Annotated in this window: 14 protein-coding genes, 1 pseudogene and 1 riboswitch; of the genes and pseudogenes, 4 read left to right on the top strand and 11 right to left on the bottom strand. The window is 66.1% G+C overall.

Features of this window, described 5'->3' with window-relative positions; translation table 11 throughout:
* Position 1: 1 nt before the first annotated feature.
* The 9 genes from cbiE to OTERR_RS08220 are packed head-to-tail and all read right to left on the bottom strand — an operon-like array spanning position 2 to position 7,617.
* Positions 2 to 1,294, bottom strand: coding sequence for a precorrin-6y C5,15-methyltransferase (decarboxylating) subunit CbiE (gene cbiE, locus OTERR_RS08260; RefSeq protein ID WP_149425437.1), 1,293 nt, complete (start codon positions 1,292 to 1,294; stop codon positions 2 to 4).
* Positions 1,287 to 2,492, bottom strand: coding sequence for a cobalt-precorrin-5B (C(1))-methyltransferase (locus OTERR_RS08255; protein WP_149425436.1), 1,206 nt, complete (start codon positions 2,490 to 2,492; stop codon positions 1,287 to 1,289). Before OTERR_RS08255 ends, cbiE begins: the two co-directional genes overlap by 8 nt.
* Complete coding sequence (locus OTERR_RS08250; RefSeq protein ID WP_149425435.1) at positions 2,482 to 3,162, bottom strand: precorrin-8X methylmutase; 681 nt, start codon at positions 3,160 to 3,162, stop codon at positions 2,482 to 2,484. The genes OTERR_RS08255 and OTERR_RS08250 overlap by 11 nt, the downstream gene beginning before the upstream one ends.
* Positions 3,163 to 3,165: 3 nt before the next feature.
* Positions 3,166 to 4,131 (bottom strand): sirohydrochlorin chelatase, encoded by a 966-nt coding sequence (locus OTERR_RS08245; RefSeq protein WP_149425434.1) that lies wholly within the window; start codon positions 4,129 to 4,131, stop codon positions 3,166 to 3,168.
* Between the two features lie 9 nt (positions 4,132 to 4,140).
* Complete coding sequence (gene cobM / locus OTERR_RS08240; protein ID WP_149425433.1) at positions 4,141 to 4,944, bottom strand: precorrin-4 C(11)-methyltransferase; 804 nt, start codon at positions 4,942 to 4,944, stop codon at positions 4,141 to 4,143.
* Positions 4,945 to 4,957: 13 nt separating this feature from the next.
* Entirely contained in the window at positions 4,958 to 5,797 is an 840-nt protein-coding gene (locus OTERR_RS08235) for an energy-coupling factor ABC transporter ATP-binding protein (RefSeq protein WP_149425432.1), read from the bottom strand.
* A gap of 5 nt (positions 5,798 to 5,802) precedes the next feature.
* Positions 5,803 to 6,561, bottom strand: coding sequence for a cobalt ECF transporter T component CbiQ (cbiQ, locus tag OTERR_RS08230; RefSeq protein WP_054620903.1), 759 nt, complete (start codon positions 6,559 to 6,561; stop codon positions 5,803 to 5,805).
* Entirely contained in the window at positions 6,551 to 6,952 is a 402-nt protein-coding gene (locus OTERR_RS08225) for an energy-coupling factor ABC transporter substrate-binding protein (protein ID WP_149425431.1), read from the bottom strand. Before OTERR_RS08225 ends, cbiQ begins: the two co-directional genes overlap by 11 nt.
* Positions 6,949 to 7,617 carry an energy-coupling factor ABC transporter permease gene (locus OTERR_RS08220; protein ID WP_246154472.1) on the bottom strand — a complete coding sequence of 223 codons (669 nt, stop codon included), beginning with the start codon at positions 7,615 to 7,617 and terminating at the stop codon, positions 6,949 to 6,951. Before OTERR_RS08220 ends, OTERR_RS08225 begins: the two co-directional genes overlap by 4 nt.
* A gap of 147 nt (positions 7,618 to 7,764) precedes the next feature.
* Positions 7,765 to 7,976, bottom strand: a riboswitch (cobalamin riboswitch).
* A gap of 132 nt (positions 7,977 to 8,108) precedes the next feature.
* On the opposite strand from OTERR_RS08220, the gene OTERR_RS08215 reads away from it, so the two are divergent.
* Positions 8,109 to 10,070 (top strand): PhoX family protein, encoded by a 1,962-nt coding sequence (locus OTERR_RS08215; RefSeq protein WP_149425429.1) that lies wholly within the window; start codon positions 8,109 to 8,111, stop codon positions 10,068 to 10,070.
* 246 nt (positions 10,071 to 10,316) lie between these two features.
* Here the strand turns inward: OTERR_RS08215 and OTERR_RS08210 are convergent, their stop codons facing one another.
* Together OTERR_RS08210 and OTERR_RS08205 are read right to left on the bottom strand one after the other, a co-directional pair.
* Positions 10,317 to 13,019 carry an autotransporter family protein gene (locus OTERR_RS08210; RefSeq protein ID WP_187775198.1) on the bottom strand — a complete coding sequence of 901 codons (2,703 nt, stop codon included), beginning with the start codon at positions 13,017 to 13,019 and terminating at the stop codon, positions 10,317 to 10,319.
* A gap of 280 nt (positions 13,020 to 13,299) precedes the next feature.
* Positions 13,300 to 13,863: a GNAT family N-acetyltransferase gene (locus OTERR_RS08205; RefSeq protein WP_149425427.1), complete on the bottom strand. Its 564-nt coding sequence runs from the start codon at positions 13,861 to 13,863 to the stop codon at positions 13,300 to 13,302.
* Between the two features lie 104 nt (positions 13,864 to 13,967).
* On the opposite strand from OTERR_RS08205, the gene OTERR_RS08200 reads away from it, so the two are divergent.
* From OTERR_RS08200 to OTERR_RS08190, 3 genes and pseudogenes are all read left to right on the top strand, one after another.
* Complete coding sequence (locus OTERR_RS08200) at positions 13,968 to 14,411, top strand: hypothetical protein (RefSeq protein ID WP_149425426.1); 444 nt, start codon at positions 13,968 to 13,970, stop codon at positions 14,409 to 14,411.
* 209 nt (positions 14,412 to 14,620) lie between these two features.
* A pseudogene (gene tadA / locus OTERR_RS08195) lies at positions 14,621 to 15,046 on the top strand (tRNA adenosine(34) deaminase TadA); the annotation flags it as partial.
* Positions 15,047 to 15,240: 194 nt separating this feature from the next.
* Entirely contained in the window at positions 15,241 to 15,765 is a 525-nt protein-coding gene (locus OTERR_RS08190; protein WP_149426481.1) for a L,D-transpeptidase, read from the top strand.
* Positions 15,766 to 15,782 lie beyond the last annotated feature (17 nt).

The raw sequence follows: 15,782 nt of genomic DNA, 5'->3' as shown, positions 1-15,782 counted from the left end.
CTTAGTTCTTCTTTGCGGAAACAATCCAGATCGGGTTTTGCGCCGCCATGCGGTGCATGTTGAGGATGGGCTGGCTGCGGCTGGCCTGGAGCTGGGTAACGTCCCAATTGGCACCGGAAGCAGCAAGGGCGGTGGTGGCCGTGGCCAGGTTTTCCAGGGTGACGAAGTTCATCACCAGGCGGCCATTGGGCTTCAAGCGGGTAAGGATCAGCTCGATCAAGGCCGCCAGTTCGCCGCCGGAGCCGCCAACGAATACCGCATCCGGGTCGGGCCAGGTCTCCAGCCCTTCCGGGGCCTTGCCGTGGCGCAGGGTGTAGTTGGTGGCCTGGAAACGCAGAGCGTTTTCCCGGGCGTTGGCCGCGTCGCCCTCGTTCTTTTCGATGGCATAGACGTGGCCGTGACGGCACAGGCGGCTGGCTTCCAGGCCCACGGAGCCGGAACCGGCGCCGATGTCCCACAGCACGCTGTCGGGCTTGAGGCCCAGCTTGGCCAGGGATAAAGCCCGGGCTTCCAGCTTGGTGATGAGGCCTTTCTCCGGCTGGCGCTGCACGAAGTCCAGGTCGTCGAAGCCGAAGATGGCGCGTGGGTCGGCCACGCTGCGCTCCACCAGGACCACATTGGGATCGGGGAAGCTCATGGCCGCAGCCTGTGCCAGGGGAAGGTCAGGGAACAGCTGCTCGTCCGGCAGGGCCAGCTTGGCGGCCACCGAGAGGCACACTTCATCGCCATAGCCCGCGGCCAGCAGCGCCCGGGCCAGGCGGGCCGGGTTGTTGTCCGGGCCGGTGAAGGCGGCCACCTTGGGGTATTCGGCGATGGCCCGGATCAGCTTGTAGAGGCCGTTGTCCGGGGTGGTGCCGAACTGCCATTCGCCGGCGTCGGCGGTGTGGCAGGTGGAGATGCGGTAGTCCTGCCAGGGCCGCTGGAAGCGGGCGAAGGCCAGTTGCAGGGTGGAGGGGGCGGGCAGCACGGTGACCGCGTCGGCTCCCAGCTTGCCCACCAGATAGCTGGCCATGCCGTGGCAGAGGGGATCGCCGGTGGCCAGCACGACGGTGTGCAGGCCGTCGGCTGCGGCGGCCTTAATCCAGCCGGGCACCTGGCCCAGCTTGCCGTCCATGTCTTTCAGGCTCACGCCGGCGGTCAGATGGGGCTGCACCAGTGCCAGGGTGCGGCCGGCGCCGACGATGAGGCCGGCGGACTGCAGGCAGTGGCGGGCGGCGTCGTTCAGGCCGGCCCAGCCGTCGTCCAGGATGCCGAGAACGGTGCAGTGTGGAGTGATGGCAGATTCCTCAGACAATTTCGCTCTCTTCGACGCGGACGATCAGCTGGCCGTCGAAATCGCAGACCAGCACGGTGAGTTGGTAGGGGCCGGGGTGGCAGGCCCGCAGGCTCTTCATGGCGCGGATGGCCAGGGCGCGGTGGAAGGGCACGGTGAGACCCAGCAGGGCCAGGCGCTCGGCGGCGAAGCGGGCGGTTTCGGCATTGCGGATTTCCTCCACCAGGTCGGGGGGCGCTCCCACCTCGGTGGCGCAATCGGCCAGCAGGTCCCGGTCCACCGCTTCCTTCCAGGCGTGGGTCACGGCCAGGCCCTGGCCCATCTTGGTCAGCTTGCCCACCATGGCGCCGATATAGACGTGCTGCATCTGGCGCTTGATGGCGGTCTGGAAGGCGGCCTTGACGAAATCCCCCATCTGCACGAAGCAGGATTCCTCCAGCTGAGGCAGCTGGCGCATGGCGAACTTCTCGGTGCGCCCGCCGGTGGTGAACACCACGCTGGTCTGGCCCTGGCGCGCCGCCACGTCGATGGCCTGGACCACGCTGGCGCGGAAGGCAGCGGTGGAATAGGGCCGAACGATGCCGGTAGTGCCGAGGATGGAGATGCCGCCCAGGATGCCGAGGCGGGCGTTCAGCGTCTTCTTCGCCATCTCCTCGCCGCCGGGCACGGAGATGGTCACTTCCAGGCTGTCGCCCACTTCCAGGATCGGTGCGCCGGCCCGGGCCACGTTGTCGCTGATGTTGCGCCGGGGCACCGGGTTGATGGCCGGGCCGCCCACTTCCAGGCCCAGGCCTTCCTTGGTGACGATGCCGACGCCGGCGCCGCCCTTGAGGATGACCTGGCCGCCGCCACCGGGAATGCGCACCACGTCGGCGGTCATGTGGGCGCCGTGGGTGGCGTCCGGATCGTCGCCCGCATCCTTGATGCTCACGGCGTGGGCGCGTAGCGGCACGCCGTCACCCTCGACGCGGCCGTCGTTGATGTCGAAGGGAGTTTCCTGGCCGTGGGGCAGGCGACAGAAGATACGGGCCGGGACCTGGCCCTGGACAAGGCCCAGGGTGGCAGCCACCGCCGCCGCCGCCGAATTGGCGCCGGTGGTGAAGCCGCTGCGGTTGCCCCGGTCCCGCCTGGCCGTACCCTTGCGGACCTTTTCAGCCGGCGTTGCCGTTACGTTTTCCACCGCTTCTACCGAGGCGCTGTTGCTGGCTTCAGGCGGCATTGCGCTGACGGGCTTCGGCGATGCCGAGGAGGGCGTGGATGGCCGCAACCACCAGGGTGGAGCCGCCCTTGCGGCCACGGATGACGATCCAGGGCACGTCCGCAACCTCGGCCATCAGGTCCTTGGATTCGGCGGCCGAGACGAAACCCACGGGCATGCCGATGACCAGGGCGGGACGGGCGCCTTCTTCCTTGATCAGGCGCACCACTTCGATGAGGGCCGTGGGGGCGTTGCCGATGCCGACGATGGCGCCGTCGAGCAGGCCCTGGCGGTGGGCCTTGCGCATGGCCTGCACGGCCCGGGTGGTGTCCTCGGCCTGGGCCTGGGCGATGACGTCGGCGTCGGAGATGAACTGGTGGGTGGTAATGCCGAAGTGCTTGAGGCGAGTCGCCGAGAGGCCGACGCAGATCATTTCCACGTCCGCCACGATTGGCGTACCGCCCTTGAGGATGGCGGCCAGACCCGCCTCCACCGCTGCCGGGTGGAAGTCGGTGAGGCCGTTGAATTCGAAGTCGGCGTTGGCGTGGATCATGCGCCGCACTACCGGCCACTGGTCCTCGGCGTAGCGATGGGGGCCGGCTTCGGCGTCGATGATGGCGAAGGAATCGTGCTCGATGGCACGGCCGGCGGCGGTGAGCTGTTCGGTGACGACGTTGGTGTTCTGGTTCATGGCTTAGGCGTGGGCGTGATGGTCGTGGCGGTGAGCGTGTCCGTGGCAATGACCATGGGAGCCAGCATGGCTGTGGCCGCAACCTCCATGGACGTGTTCATGGGCATGATCGTGATGAATGGCGGTGTGGCTGTGGTCGTGCAGGTGCTCGTCCTCGGCGGCCAGGCGGTATTTGCAGCCGTCGCATTCGAGCAGGCTGCCTTCGGGCAGTTCATCGCCGCCCACCTTGGCGTCGAGCAGGTCGAAGATGCCCTTGTCGAAACCGAAGTGGGTGCCCAGGGCGAAAGCCACCTGTGGATACTGGCGCTGCAGGCGCTCGGCCTGGGCCTTGATGCGCTCCATGAGCACACCGGTGAAGAGATAGACCGGAACGATGGCCACCTGGGTCATGCCCAGCTTGACCTGGCGCTGCACCGCCGTTTCCAGGCGGGGCCAGGTGACGCCGGTGAAGGCGATGTCCACCAGCTCGTGGTCGTTGTCCTCGAAGATCCAGCGGGCCATCTTGGCCAGCTCGCCGTTGGCGCCGGCGTCGGAGGAGCCGCGACCCAGCAGGATGACGCCGGTGGTGCTGGGGTCGGGCATGTCCAGCTGTTTCATCAGCGTGTCCAGCTGGCCCTGCAGCACCGCGAAAATCTCCCGGCCCATGCCCAGGTGGCGCACCACCTGGAATTCCACACCGGGGTGACGTTCCCTGGCTTCCTCCACGGCGTGGGGCAGCTCCATCTTGACGTGGCCGGCGGCGTTGAGAATGAAGGGAATGACCACCACGCGCTTCGATCCGCTACGGGCCGCGCGATCAAGGCCCTCGTCCAGCAGCACCTCGGCGTGCTCGATGAAGCACACCTCGATGCGCCAGCCGGGGTGGCGCTCCCGCCACTGGGCGGCGAAATGGAGGATTTCCTTGTTGCCGTCCCGGTTGCGGGAACCGTGGCCGACCAGGAGCAGGGTGGTGTCGTTGGCACTGATCATGGTGCTTCCTCAGGAGGCCTCGCCCACGCTGGCCTTGCGGAAGCGGTGGGTGAAGCTGGGGTCGTAGAGCTTGGAGCGGGCGATGTCTTCCCAGTCCCGGGCACCGAGGGCCGGGCTGGCGATGATCATGGTCTGGGCGGCGATCTTCTCCGCCTGGCACTTCTTCTTGATGTCGGCGATGGTGCCGCGCACGATCTTTTCCTGGCCGGGCCAGGAGGCCTTCTGCACCACCAGGATGGGCGCATCCTCGGGCCAGCCGGCGGCCAGCAGGGCGCGCTGCACCTCGTGCAGCAGGGTGATGGAAAGGAAGATGCACAGGGTCGAGCGGTGGGCCGCCAGGGCCTCCAGCTCCTCGCCCGGGGGCATGGGGGTGCGGCCGGCCACCCGGGTGAGGATCACCGTTTGTGTCACTTCCGGCAGGGTCAGGGTCTCGCCCGCGGCGGCGGCGGAGGCCAGAGCGGAGGAGACGCCGGGGACCACGGCCCAGCTCACGCCGGCCGCATCCAGGGGCCGGGTCATTTCCACCAGGGCGCCGTAGAGGCCCGGGTCGCCGGTCTGCAGGCGGATCACGGTTTCATGGCGGCGGGCGGCGTCGAGCAGCCAGGCGGTCATTTCCTCCAGGGTCATGTCCTTGGAGTCGCGGATGTCGCAGCCTTCCGGGGCGTAGAGGGTGGCGGCCTGGTCCACCAGGGAACCGGCGAAGAGAATGGCGCCGGCCTGTTCCAGCAGGCGGCGGCCCTTGACGGTGATGAGGTCGGGATCGCCGGGGCCGGCGCCGACGAACCAGATCTTGCCGAGGGTGGCTGGGGTCATGGAATTTTCCTTCTCAGCAATCGTGCTGTTGCAGCTGGGCCAGCAGGGCGCTGCAGCTGTGGATGGGGGTGTCGCCGTCGAGCAGGCCGCGCTGCCGCAGCAGCTTTTCCAGGCCGATCACCGAAGGCAGGCGCAGGCCCACCGCCGCCAGTTCGGCTTCGTGGGTGGCCAGGGCCGGGGCGTCGAAACTGGCAGTGCAGCGGCCGGCGGCCATGAGGTGGATGCGGTCGGCCCAGCGGTAGGCGAAGTGGATGTCGTGGGTGGCCAGCAGGATGGTCATGCCCCGGCCGTGCAGCTTTTCCAGCACGGTCAGCAGCTCTTCCTGCATGAAGGGGTCCAGGCCGGCCATGGGTTCGTCCAGCACCAGAAGTTCTGGCTCCATGGCCAGCACGCCGGCGATGCAGACCCGCTTCTTCTGGCCGAAACTCAGGTTCTGCACCGGCTTGTGGGCCAGGTCCTCCATGCCCACGGCCTGCAGGGCGGCTTCCACCCGGGCGGCCACGGTGGCGTCATCCAGACCCAGGTTGAGGGGACCGAAGGAGACGTCCTCCCGCACGCTGGCGGAGAAGAGCTGCCGGTCCGGGTTCTGGAAGACCATGCCCACCTTGCTGCGCAGGCTACGCAGGCCGGTCCGGCTGTAATCGAGGGACGTGCCGCCATAGCGCAACTGGCCGGCGGCGGGCCGCAGCAGGGCGTTGCAGTGCTGAAAGAGGGTGGTCTTGCCCGAGCCGTTGGCGCCGATGAGGGCGTTGCGGCTGCCCCGGGCGATGGCCAGGGAACAGCCGTCCAGGCCCACGCTGCCGTCCGGGTAGCGGAAGGCCACCTGGTCCAGTTCCAGCAGCAGAGGGTTCATGGGACTCATGGCGTCACCCCGCGGCCGGCCCAGGCCAGGGCGATGAGGCCGGCGGCGGCCAGGGCGGCCACCAGACTGTCGCGGCGGCCATGGGCGTGGGGCGTGGCGAGGAAGCGCAGCGGCCCGTCGTTGTTGCGGGCCAGGGCGGCCTGGTGCAGGGCCTGGGAGCGTTCCCAGATCTGCAGGGTGAGATTGGCGATGAGCTCCCCCAGGGAGCGCAGGGTCAGACGGGAGTTGGCGTAGCCAAGACGGGCAGCCTGGGCCGTGCGCATGTCCTGCACGGCACCGGAGAAGACGAAGAGGCTGCGGTAGCACAGCACCATGATGTCCAGCAGCACCTCGGGGGTGCGCAGGCGGCGCAGCAGGGCAATGAGGTCGGTGAGGGGGGTGGTGAGCACCAGGAAGAGCAGGGCGGCGAGGCCGCCGAGGGAGCGGCTGAGCACCTGACTCACCTGTTGCAGGCCGATGCTGGTGGTGTGCACGCCGAGGCCATCCACCGCGCCCCGATCCACCGAAAGGGCCAGGGAGAAGGCGCTGATGGCGAGGAAGAAAAGGGCGGGGGCGGCCACCCGCAGATAGAGGCCCGCCGGCACCCGGGCGCCAATGAGGGTGACGCCCACCAGCAGGGTGGTAATCAGCAAGCCTGCTTCCAGCCGAGTCGCAGCGATGAAGGCAGCCGTGAGCCCGCCCAGGGCGAAGAGGCCCTTGGCGCCGGGGCAGACCCCGCGCCAGCGGTTGGCGTAGGCCGACTGCTCAACCAGCATGGGCGTCCTTGCCGCGATTGTTGTCTTCGCTGGCGGAGGCTTGGCGAGCCTTGTCCACTTGCTTCTCCTGCTCCCGCTTCAGCTTTTCCCGGGTCACGGCGCTGCCCAGGTAGTAGCCGATGAAGCCGGCGCCCAGGGCCGCCTGGAGGGCGAAGAGCAGGGAGGCGATTTCGTTGCTGGCCGGTTCCAGCAGGGGCTGGAACCAGGGCTGGTAGTCCGGGTTGATTTTGCCGATGAGCTCCTGGGCCTTGCCGTCGGCACCGCCGAAGATCTCCACCGGCTTGCCCTCCGCATCCAGCGCATCCGGCGCCGGCTTTTCCACCAGCCACAGGGGTAAAGCAGCCAGCAGCACTACGGCGAGCAGCAGCAGGAGGTTCTGGCGCCCCTTCATGCCTGGGCCTCCGGCTTGCCCAGAACCTGCATGTCGCGCAGTTCCTGAGGGTTGAAGCGGGCCAGGGCGTTGAAAATCACCACGGTGAGCAGGCCTTCGCTGATGGCCAGGGGAATCTGGGTGATGGCGAAGATGCCGGCGAACTTGAGGAAGGAAACGGTGAAACCGCCCACGGGGTCGGGGAAGGCCCAGGCCAGCTGTACCGAGGTGGTCACATAGGTGAGCAGGTCGGCCAGGCTGGCGGCGAGGAAGATGCTGACAGCAAAGGAGGCCTTGAGGCGCCGCGCCAGCTGGAAGATACCGTAGGCGGCGAAGGGGCCGACGATGGCCATGGAAAAGAGATTGGCGCCCAGGGTGGTTAGACCGCCGTGGGCCAGCAACAGGGCCTGGAAGAGCAGCACCACGGCGCCGATGGGGGCCATGGCAGCGGGGCCGAAGAGCACGGCGCCCAGGCCCGTGCCGGTGGGGTGGGAACAGCTGCCGGTGACGGAAGGCAGCTTGAGGGCCGAGAGCACGAAGGTGAAGGCGGCGGCCACCCCCAGCAGCATGCGCTGTTCGGGATTTTCGCGGATGCGGCGGTTGACGGAGCGGATACCCCAAGCCACGAAGGGGGCGGACGCAATGCTCCAGCCCACGGCATGTTCGATGGGCAGAAAGCCTTCCATGATGTGCACGGATATTTCCCCAGGCAACAAGGGTAAATAGGGGGCACCGCCAGGGAATGTGAATCAGGATCGGAAGACGGCCGCAGAGGAGGGAAGTTGCGCGCGGCGAATCACCAGAACCCTTCCCATCACCCCGGGGAATGGTGCTACTCGTATGCGATTCAGGCCGGTCTTCTGGCTCACCTTCATCCTCGTCCGTCGGCCTTCCCATGCGCAGGGCACAGTGGCGTAGAGCGGAGTCGTCAGGCTTACAGCAGCGGGGGCTGCGCCGGAATGGTCGAGGGTATCGACGTCACCGGACTTCCCGTTTCACTCGCCATGCAGGAGGCATGGCAAGCACCTAAATCCTTTTTTATGCTAACCGAGATGCGCCCCGGGAACAACCGCACAGGCGACCGAATGCGGCATCGGCGCGCAGTTTCGCCGCTGTCATGAATCAGTCATAGCCCGCTGCGAGAATGCCGCGTCCCCAGCCGAAAACATTCCGCACCATGAAATTCTTCGATAACGATTGCATCAGCAACGACAGCCCCAACCCCATCCTCAGCAAGTTCGTCCAGGCCTCGCGCCGCCACTTCCTGCTCGGTGGCATTTCCGCCACCGCCCTGGCCGGCATGGGCGTTTCCCTGCCTACCCTGGCGGCCCAGGCGGCGGCCAGCGCCGGGCGGGTGATGCGCGGCAAGGCCGGCCCGACCATTGGCTTCCTCCCCGTCGGCGTCTCCCAAAAGGACTTGGTACAGGTACCCAATGACTACCAGGTGCAGGTGCTGTATGCCTGGGGCGATCCGATTTCCGATGGCCCGGCCTTCAAGCCTGACGCTTCCAACAGCGCCGAAGACCAGGCCCTCCAGGCCGGCATGCACCACGACGGCATGCACTTCTTTCCCTTCGTCAAGGACGGCAAGCCCGTCTCCGACCGGGGCCTGCTGGTGCTGAACCACGAATACGTGGATGACGGCCTGCTCCATCCGGGCGGCATGAGCGGCTGGAGTGCCGCCAAGGTAGCCAAATCCCAGGCTGCTCACGGCGTTTCGGTGGTGGAAGTGCGCAAGCAGGGCAACCGTTGGGAGGTGGTGCGCCCCTCCAAATACGCCCGTCGCGTCACCGCCGCGACGCCGATCTGGCTGTCCGGCCCGGTGGCCGGCTCCGACTGGGTCAAGACCGCCGCCGACCCCAAGGGGCACCTGGCCTTCGGCACCTTCAACAACTGCGCTATGGGCGTCACCCCCTGGGGCACCTACCTGACCTGTGAAGAGAACTTCAACAACTACTTCGAAGGCTCGGCCAAGCCGACCAACGGCGCCGGTGCCCTGGAAAAGCGCTACGGCATCAAGAAGGGCGGCAGCATCTACCGCTGGAACGAGTTCGATGCCCGCTTCGACCTGAACCAGCACCCCAACGAAGCCAACCGCTTCGGCTGGGTGGTGGAGATCGACCCGTGGAACCCGATGAAGCCCCCGGTCAAACGCACCGCTCTGGGGCGCATCAAGCACGAGGGCGCCACCGTGACCCTGGCCAAGGACGGCCGAGTGGTGGTCTACATGGGCGACGACGAGCGCTTCGAGTACCTCTACAAGTACGTCTCCAAGGACCGCTACGATCCGGCCCGCCCCGGCGCCAACGCGGACCTGCTCGACCGGGGTACTCTCTACGTGGCCCGCTTCGGCGAGGACGGCAAGGGCCGCTGGCTGCCACTGGTGCACGGCCGCCCGGGTCTGACCAGCGACAACGGCTTCGCCGACCAGGCCGAGGTCCTGGTCAAGACCCGCCTCGCCGCCGATGCGGTGGGCGCCACCAAGATGGACCGGCCCGAGTGGATCGCCGTCCATCCGGTCACCGGCGAGGTGTATTGCTCCCTGACCAACAACACCAAGCGCGGCGCGGCCGACGCAGCGGCCACGGACAAGGCCAATCCCCGGACGGACAACGTCTACGGCCACATCATCCGCTGGCGCGACGAAGGCGGTGCGGCAGGGGAGAGCTTTGGCTGGGACATCTTCGCCCTGGCCGGCGATCCGGCCAACCCGGACCCGGCCAAGCGCGGCAACATCAAGGGCGACGCCTTTGGTAGCCCGGACGGCCTGTGGTTCGACCCGGAAGGCCGGCTGTGGATCCAGACCGACGTATCCACCTCGGTGCTCAACCAGGGCGATTACGCCAACCTGGGCAACAACCAGATGCTCTGCGCCGACGTGGAAACCGGCCAGATCAAACGCTTCCTCACCGGCCCCAAGGGTTGTGAGATCACCGGCATCACCCGCACCCCGGACGGCAGCACTCTGTTCATCAACATCCAGCACCCGGGCGAAAACCCCCTGGAGCGCAGCGACCCGGCCAACCCCACGGCCATCTCCGCCTGGCCGGCCAACCAGTTCGGCGACGTCACCGGCGGCCGGCCTCGCTCGGCCACCATCGCCATCTCGCGCAAGGATGGGAAGGTGGTGGGGGTGTAAGGCAGTTTTCCTGTGGCTTGAAAAATAGCGTCGCAGAATTTTCTGCATCAAAAGACGAAAAGGCTCCTGAGGGAGCCTTTTCGTCTTTGGTTTGGTGATGAAAACAGTCTATTGGCCAGAACAGTCGTTGTCACATCACAGCTGATTGGGTTGCAATGTGCCGTTCACGAGACAACGTAGTGTTACGGCGGCCACGATGCGTGGCCTAATTTCCCCGGAGGAGAGAGGCCTACTGTTTAAAGCCCCTTAGAACCACCAATGCAGCCGCACGGAAGCCGTCTGGCTGAGAAAGTTTTGGCGGTGCGAGACATCATAGCGGGCAACAATTTCCGAACCATTCCCCGTGGTGTAGCGCAGCCCGGCCCCCCCCCGTTGCAACCATGCCGATGGGCGTATTCCGTGGGTTACGAAGGCAGCATCCGGAGCGCCGGCATAGGCGGCGGTGATTGAGGCATCACGATTGAAGAAATCGTATCCCACGCCCAAGTTCGCAGTCGCCGTGAATCGATCGCTGATCTTGTGAGCGACCTTGCCATCGATGCCGAGCACGAAGGCATCGGTGCTTCGCCCCCGCACTTGCAGATTGAGGCCACCGGCCCCTTTTTCGCGGTACGACGGATCTTCCACCCACGTGTAATCGAGCCGGATCGAGGGCGTGAATGTGGTGTTTGCGCCAAGGAGGACACGTCGGTCCAGCCCGATACCCGCGTGTGCCGTATTGCTGTCGTAGCGCGACGTTGCCTTCAAGCCAGCGAGATCGATCTTTCGAATCCCTTCATTGCGCAGCCGACCCGCATCAACCTGGAACAGGAGGTCGGTATCGGCGCCCAGATTGTGGCGCCCATAAAGCATGAGCTGAAAGAGATCGATGTTGGCACTTTGGCTTACGCTGGAAGCATTGCTGGAAACATCCGTCTTGGCATAGGCGAAGCCCAATCCCAGGTCGGTGTTTGCACCGATGGCGCTGTCGGCACCCAGGGCGAACCCGCTCGTGTTGCTGCTGTAACCCGCCACACCGCCATCGTTGTCTTGACGTGAATGGGTGGCGAAGGGGGTAAGCCAGAAATGACGGTCAGCGCCCGGGGCGTCTCCCGAGGCGATACCCCGCACCGCATCCACCCGTGACTGAACCGCTGCGTTGACGCTGCCGAGGGTATTGTTGGCCAAATTCAATGTATTACCTGTCAGGAGGGGAAGAGTTTGCTGGACTTTGGCCGTCACTTCCCCCGCGCTGGTGCTGCTGAGGATGTTATTCAACACCCGGGACAGTTCGGGCGAACTTGTGCCATTGACCAACAATCGGTCCCAGACCTGAGCGGCACCCTGCGCACCGGGTGACTGCGCAGAGACGGCGCTACTGATCGAAGTCATCCCCGTGTCGCTTGCCACCAGGTCCACCCCATTGCTACGGAACAACGCGGAAAAGGCATAGCGTAGGGAGTTGTCGGTTACGCGCAGACCGTTGTCGGTCACCCCCCCGTTGGCGGTGATTACGTTGCTCACTTGGGCGCCGCTGTAGGCAGGCTTGACGTCGACAGCGATGGTACCCCCCAGGTTGGCGGCACCGCCGACGGCCAGGGTGCTGTAACTGTTGTTGCTGGAGACGGCTATCCCGAGCAGGCCGGTCGAGGCCTGAGTAAAAGTCCCCCCCACGCTGCTCGCCACTGCCGAGCCGGTTGCAACGGGATTGGCTGCATCTACGTTCTGCTTCAGGTACAGCATGCCTGCGTTGTTCAGGTTGGCCAGGTTGCCCAAGGCCAGGTTGCCCAGCATCGTCCCTCCCGCACGGTTGCTTACATCCAGCGCCACGCCATAGGCAACCAGTACTGCGGTGTTAGCGCTGGCCACGGTGCCGGTGTTTACCACGCTGCCAGCGCTGGCGCTGCTCACCTGAATACCGATACCGCTGGTGGTGATGGAACCGCTGTTGGTGATGTCCACCCGCCCACTGTTCGATTCGGCGAGCAGGCCGGTGAGGGCGGTGATGCGACCGGCATTGACCATGCTGATCGCGCCTTGGGCACTGGCAGCGGCCATACCCGCGTCGTAACGTGCACTGATAGTTCCGCTGGCCGTGTTGGTCACGCTGACCGTGCCAGTGCCGTCGGAGTAGGCACTAATACCGTGGAAGTCCGGGCTGACCTGGGCCAAGTTCATGTTGCGGTTGGCCGTGATGCTGCCGCTGTTCATCACTGCCACGTCCCCTCCCGTGCCCGCCGCCACCACCGCGTCATAGTGGTCGGCGACCACGGTGCCACTGTTGGTAATTTCCGCGCCCCCGCTGGCAGACCAGGCGATCAAGCCCTGACGGGTGGTGGATCGCACGGTACCTTGGTTGTCGATACGCGCAGTTCCCCGATAGTCAATGGCCCGAGCACCAGCCTGATAGGCGTTGACGGCACCCAGGTTAGTGATGCTCACCTCGACCGGCGTGAGGCTGGCCGAACCGCCATCGGCATAGAGACCACGACCGCCGGCCGAAGATACGGTGCCGCGGTTGATCACCGATACGGCGCCATTATTGGACGTTGCGGTAATGCCATCGGAATTGGCACCAAAGCTGGTGACGGTGGCAGCGCTGTCCACGTGGATGTCGTTGCGGGTGCTCGTGTCGGTGCTTTCCGAGCGCAGCCAGACGGCACCGAAGGGGCCCGCCGAGGTGATCGTCACACCGGAGCCGATCAGCAGGTTGGCGTTCCATCCAGACTGGCTGGAGTACATGTACACCGCGGGGTAGTCGCTACGGTTCAGCACCGTGGTGCCGGTGATGGTCAGGGTCTGGGTAAAGGGACCCGATGCAGAAGGATTGCTCAGTACCGCAACCGAGCGGGCCGTCACGTCGGTCACTGTCAGCGAGGAGTTGCCGGCGTTGCCCTGCATCTGGATGTCGGTCGGCCCGCATTGCAACGCAGCCACGTTGCCGGAGGTGCTGCAACCGATCAGCGGCACAGGTGTGGCTGCAGCAATAGAGGCCCCGCACATGAGCGAAGTAGCTGCGGCACGGTGAGTGAAGCGGGACAGAGGAAAGCTACGGCGGGGAGAACCTATCATGGCTGATTTAGCTTGAAGTGTAGATTTTTAGGATCAAAGAATATTCATGACATTGTATCCAATACAAGGGCATTAAATATTGATCCTTCATAGCAGCCATGATGCGTTGCATGAAGCAGGCGCTATCGCGGGTAAGAGGTCATCCAGGGATGAATGGACCTTCGCCCAAGATTAAAGATCAGATAGCCGGCGCCACCAGATAGCAGGCATCGCCGCCATAACTTGCCAATTCCTCGGTAAAACCTTGAGGCAGGGGATGATCCGGCGCCGCAAAACCAAAGCGCCCCCAGAACGCCCCGGACTGTTGCACCGCCACCAGGGAAAGCCGTGTCAAGCCGGCCTCCCGCGCGGCGGCGAAGGCGCGGGTCACTAGCCGGTCGCCCAGGGCCATACCCCGGGCGGCGCGATCCACTGCCAGGTCGTGCAAGTGCAGGACAAGGTCCGCGCCAGTATTGGCTTTCCGGGCAGCAGTAGGGTCGCCGTCGAGAGCGCTGTCCAGGCGCGGCGGGTGCAGGTAGGCCGCTGGCTGGGCGAACAGGTAGGCGAGCTGGCGGTTGGTGCCATCACAGGCCACCCAGCAGGTGTCGCCGCTGTGGCGCAACTTGGCCGCGAAGGTGGCGGCGGATTCATGCAGGTCGGCGTGGTAACAACGGGCCTGGATGGCCAGCACCGCCGGCAGGTCGTCGGCCGTCATCAGGCGAATGACGACCTCGTGGCTGGAATGGGGCAGGGGAGAAGTCATGGGAACGTCCGGGAGCAGGGCAAGGCGCGGACTCGATGCCCTCCCTGGCGCTCCCTGTGGGCACGATTTAAGATAACGTTATCGCTATTCTACCATGTGCCGCCATGCCCCCCACCGACATGCCCCCGGACACCGCCGTTGCCGATGCCTCCCAGGCGGCCACTTTGAGTGAAATTGGGGATTCGGAAGCGCCAGCCACCAGCCCGGCGGAAGGAAACAGCGAAGAAACTGAACACAGCCCCACCAAGCCTCGCGGGCGTCCCCGCACCCGGGCGTCTGACCGATCCGAACAAGTACGCCAGAACATGCGCCTCTACCGGGCCCGCCGTGCTGCCGAACTGGCCGCCCTGGGCCGGGAACTGGAGGTACTCAGCCACGCCGTGGCCAGCGGCGACCCGCGTCAGACCTACGCGGCGGCGGCAGCCGTAGTCGGGGTGTGGAGCAATAGCATCCTTAAAGATAACGTTATCAAAAACAAAGGAAAATCTGGAGCCGCAGCCAACCCGGCCGCGATGGACGCACCTCCAGCCCCGCCGGACTCCCGCTAAATCGATTCCATGGCCAGGCCAGGAGCGCCTGCCCGACGGCGGCCCAGGCCACAGCCGCCCACTTCGGGCCGCCAACCGGCCAGGCGCCGCTTACGACACGTCGCCACGGCCCGTTCCCTTTGCCCGGCCATACAGTACACTTCCACCCCCGACCTTCTCTCCCCTCGAGCCGTTCCGTGTCTCCCACTTCCCTCAGCGACGAATTTTTCATGCGCGAAGCCCTGTCTCTCGCGCAGGCCGCCGGCTGCCTGGGGGAGGTACCGGTGGGGGCGGTGGTGGTCAAGGACGGGGTGATCGTCGGCCGGGGCTTCAACGCCCCCATCGGCGAGCATGACCCGACGGCCCACGCCGAGGTGGTGGCGCTGCGCGACGCGGCACGCAACCTGGGCAACTACCGGCTCACCGGCTGCGATCTGTACGTCACCATCGAACCCTGCCTGATGTGCACCGGCGCCATCTTCCACGCCCGCATCCGCCGGGTGGTCTATGGTGCCCGGGACGCCAAGACCGGCGTGGCGGGCAGCGTTACCGACCTGTACGCCGAGGAAAAGCTCAACCACCACGCGGAAATCGTCGGCGGGGTACTGGCCGAGGAGTGCGGCGGTGCGGTATCGGCCTTCTTCGCCGAGCGGCGCAAGGCGGGGCGGGCGGCGCGCAAGGCCAACAAGGCCCGCTATGCGGCCGCTGCGGCAGGGCTGCCGCTGGCGGACGAGGCGCCAGCCCCCGGGCTGGTCCTGTGTGAGCGCAGCCAGACTGTCGAAATCATCGAAACGATTGAGCTGACACCGCTGCCGTGCACCGGGAGCGACCCGGAATGAACACACCAGCGCTGCGCATCCGCATCTCCCTGGCCCGCCAGATGCTGGAACTGCTCGATGACACCGGCCGGCCGCTGGCGGCCTACGCCGTCTCCACCGCCGCCCGGGGCGCCGGGGAGCAGCGCGGCAGCTACCAGACCCCGCGCGGGCGCCATCTGATCCGGGCCAAGATCGGTGCCGGGCTGCCGGCGAACACTGTGTTCGTCGGGCGGCGTCCCACCGGTGAGATTTGGACCCCCGAGCTGGGCGCGCAGCAGCCGGAACGGGACTGGATTCTCAGCCGCATCCTCTGGCTGTCCGGCTGCGAACCGGGACGCAACCGGCTCGGCGGCTGCGATTCCATGCGCCGCTACATTTACATCCACGGCACCGCCGACGAGCACCTGCTCGGCCAGCCCGCCTCCCACGGCTGCATCCGCATGGCCAATGCCGACGTGATCGACCTGTTCGAGCGGGTTCCCGCGTATACGCCGGTGGAGATCGTCGATGACCTGGCGGACGATGCGCCCGCCATGCCGGACGGCAACGTCGCCTGACACGCACCGATGCGGCG

Source organism: Oryzomicrobium terrae, from assembly GCF_008274805.1.
GTDB lineage: Bacteria > Pseudomonadota > Gammaproteobacteria > Burkholderiales > Rhodocyclaceae > Oryzomicrobium > Oryzomicrobium terrae.
Note: the sequence above shows the minus strand (reverse complement) of the source record. Positions and strands in the feature narration are given on the sequence as shown.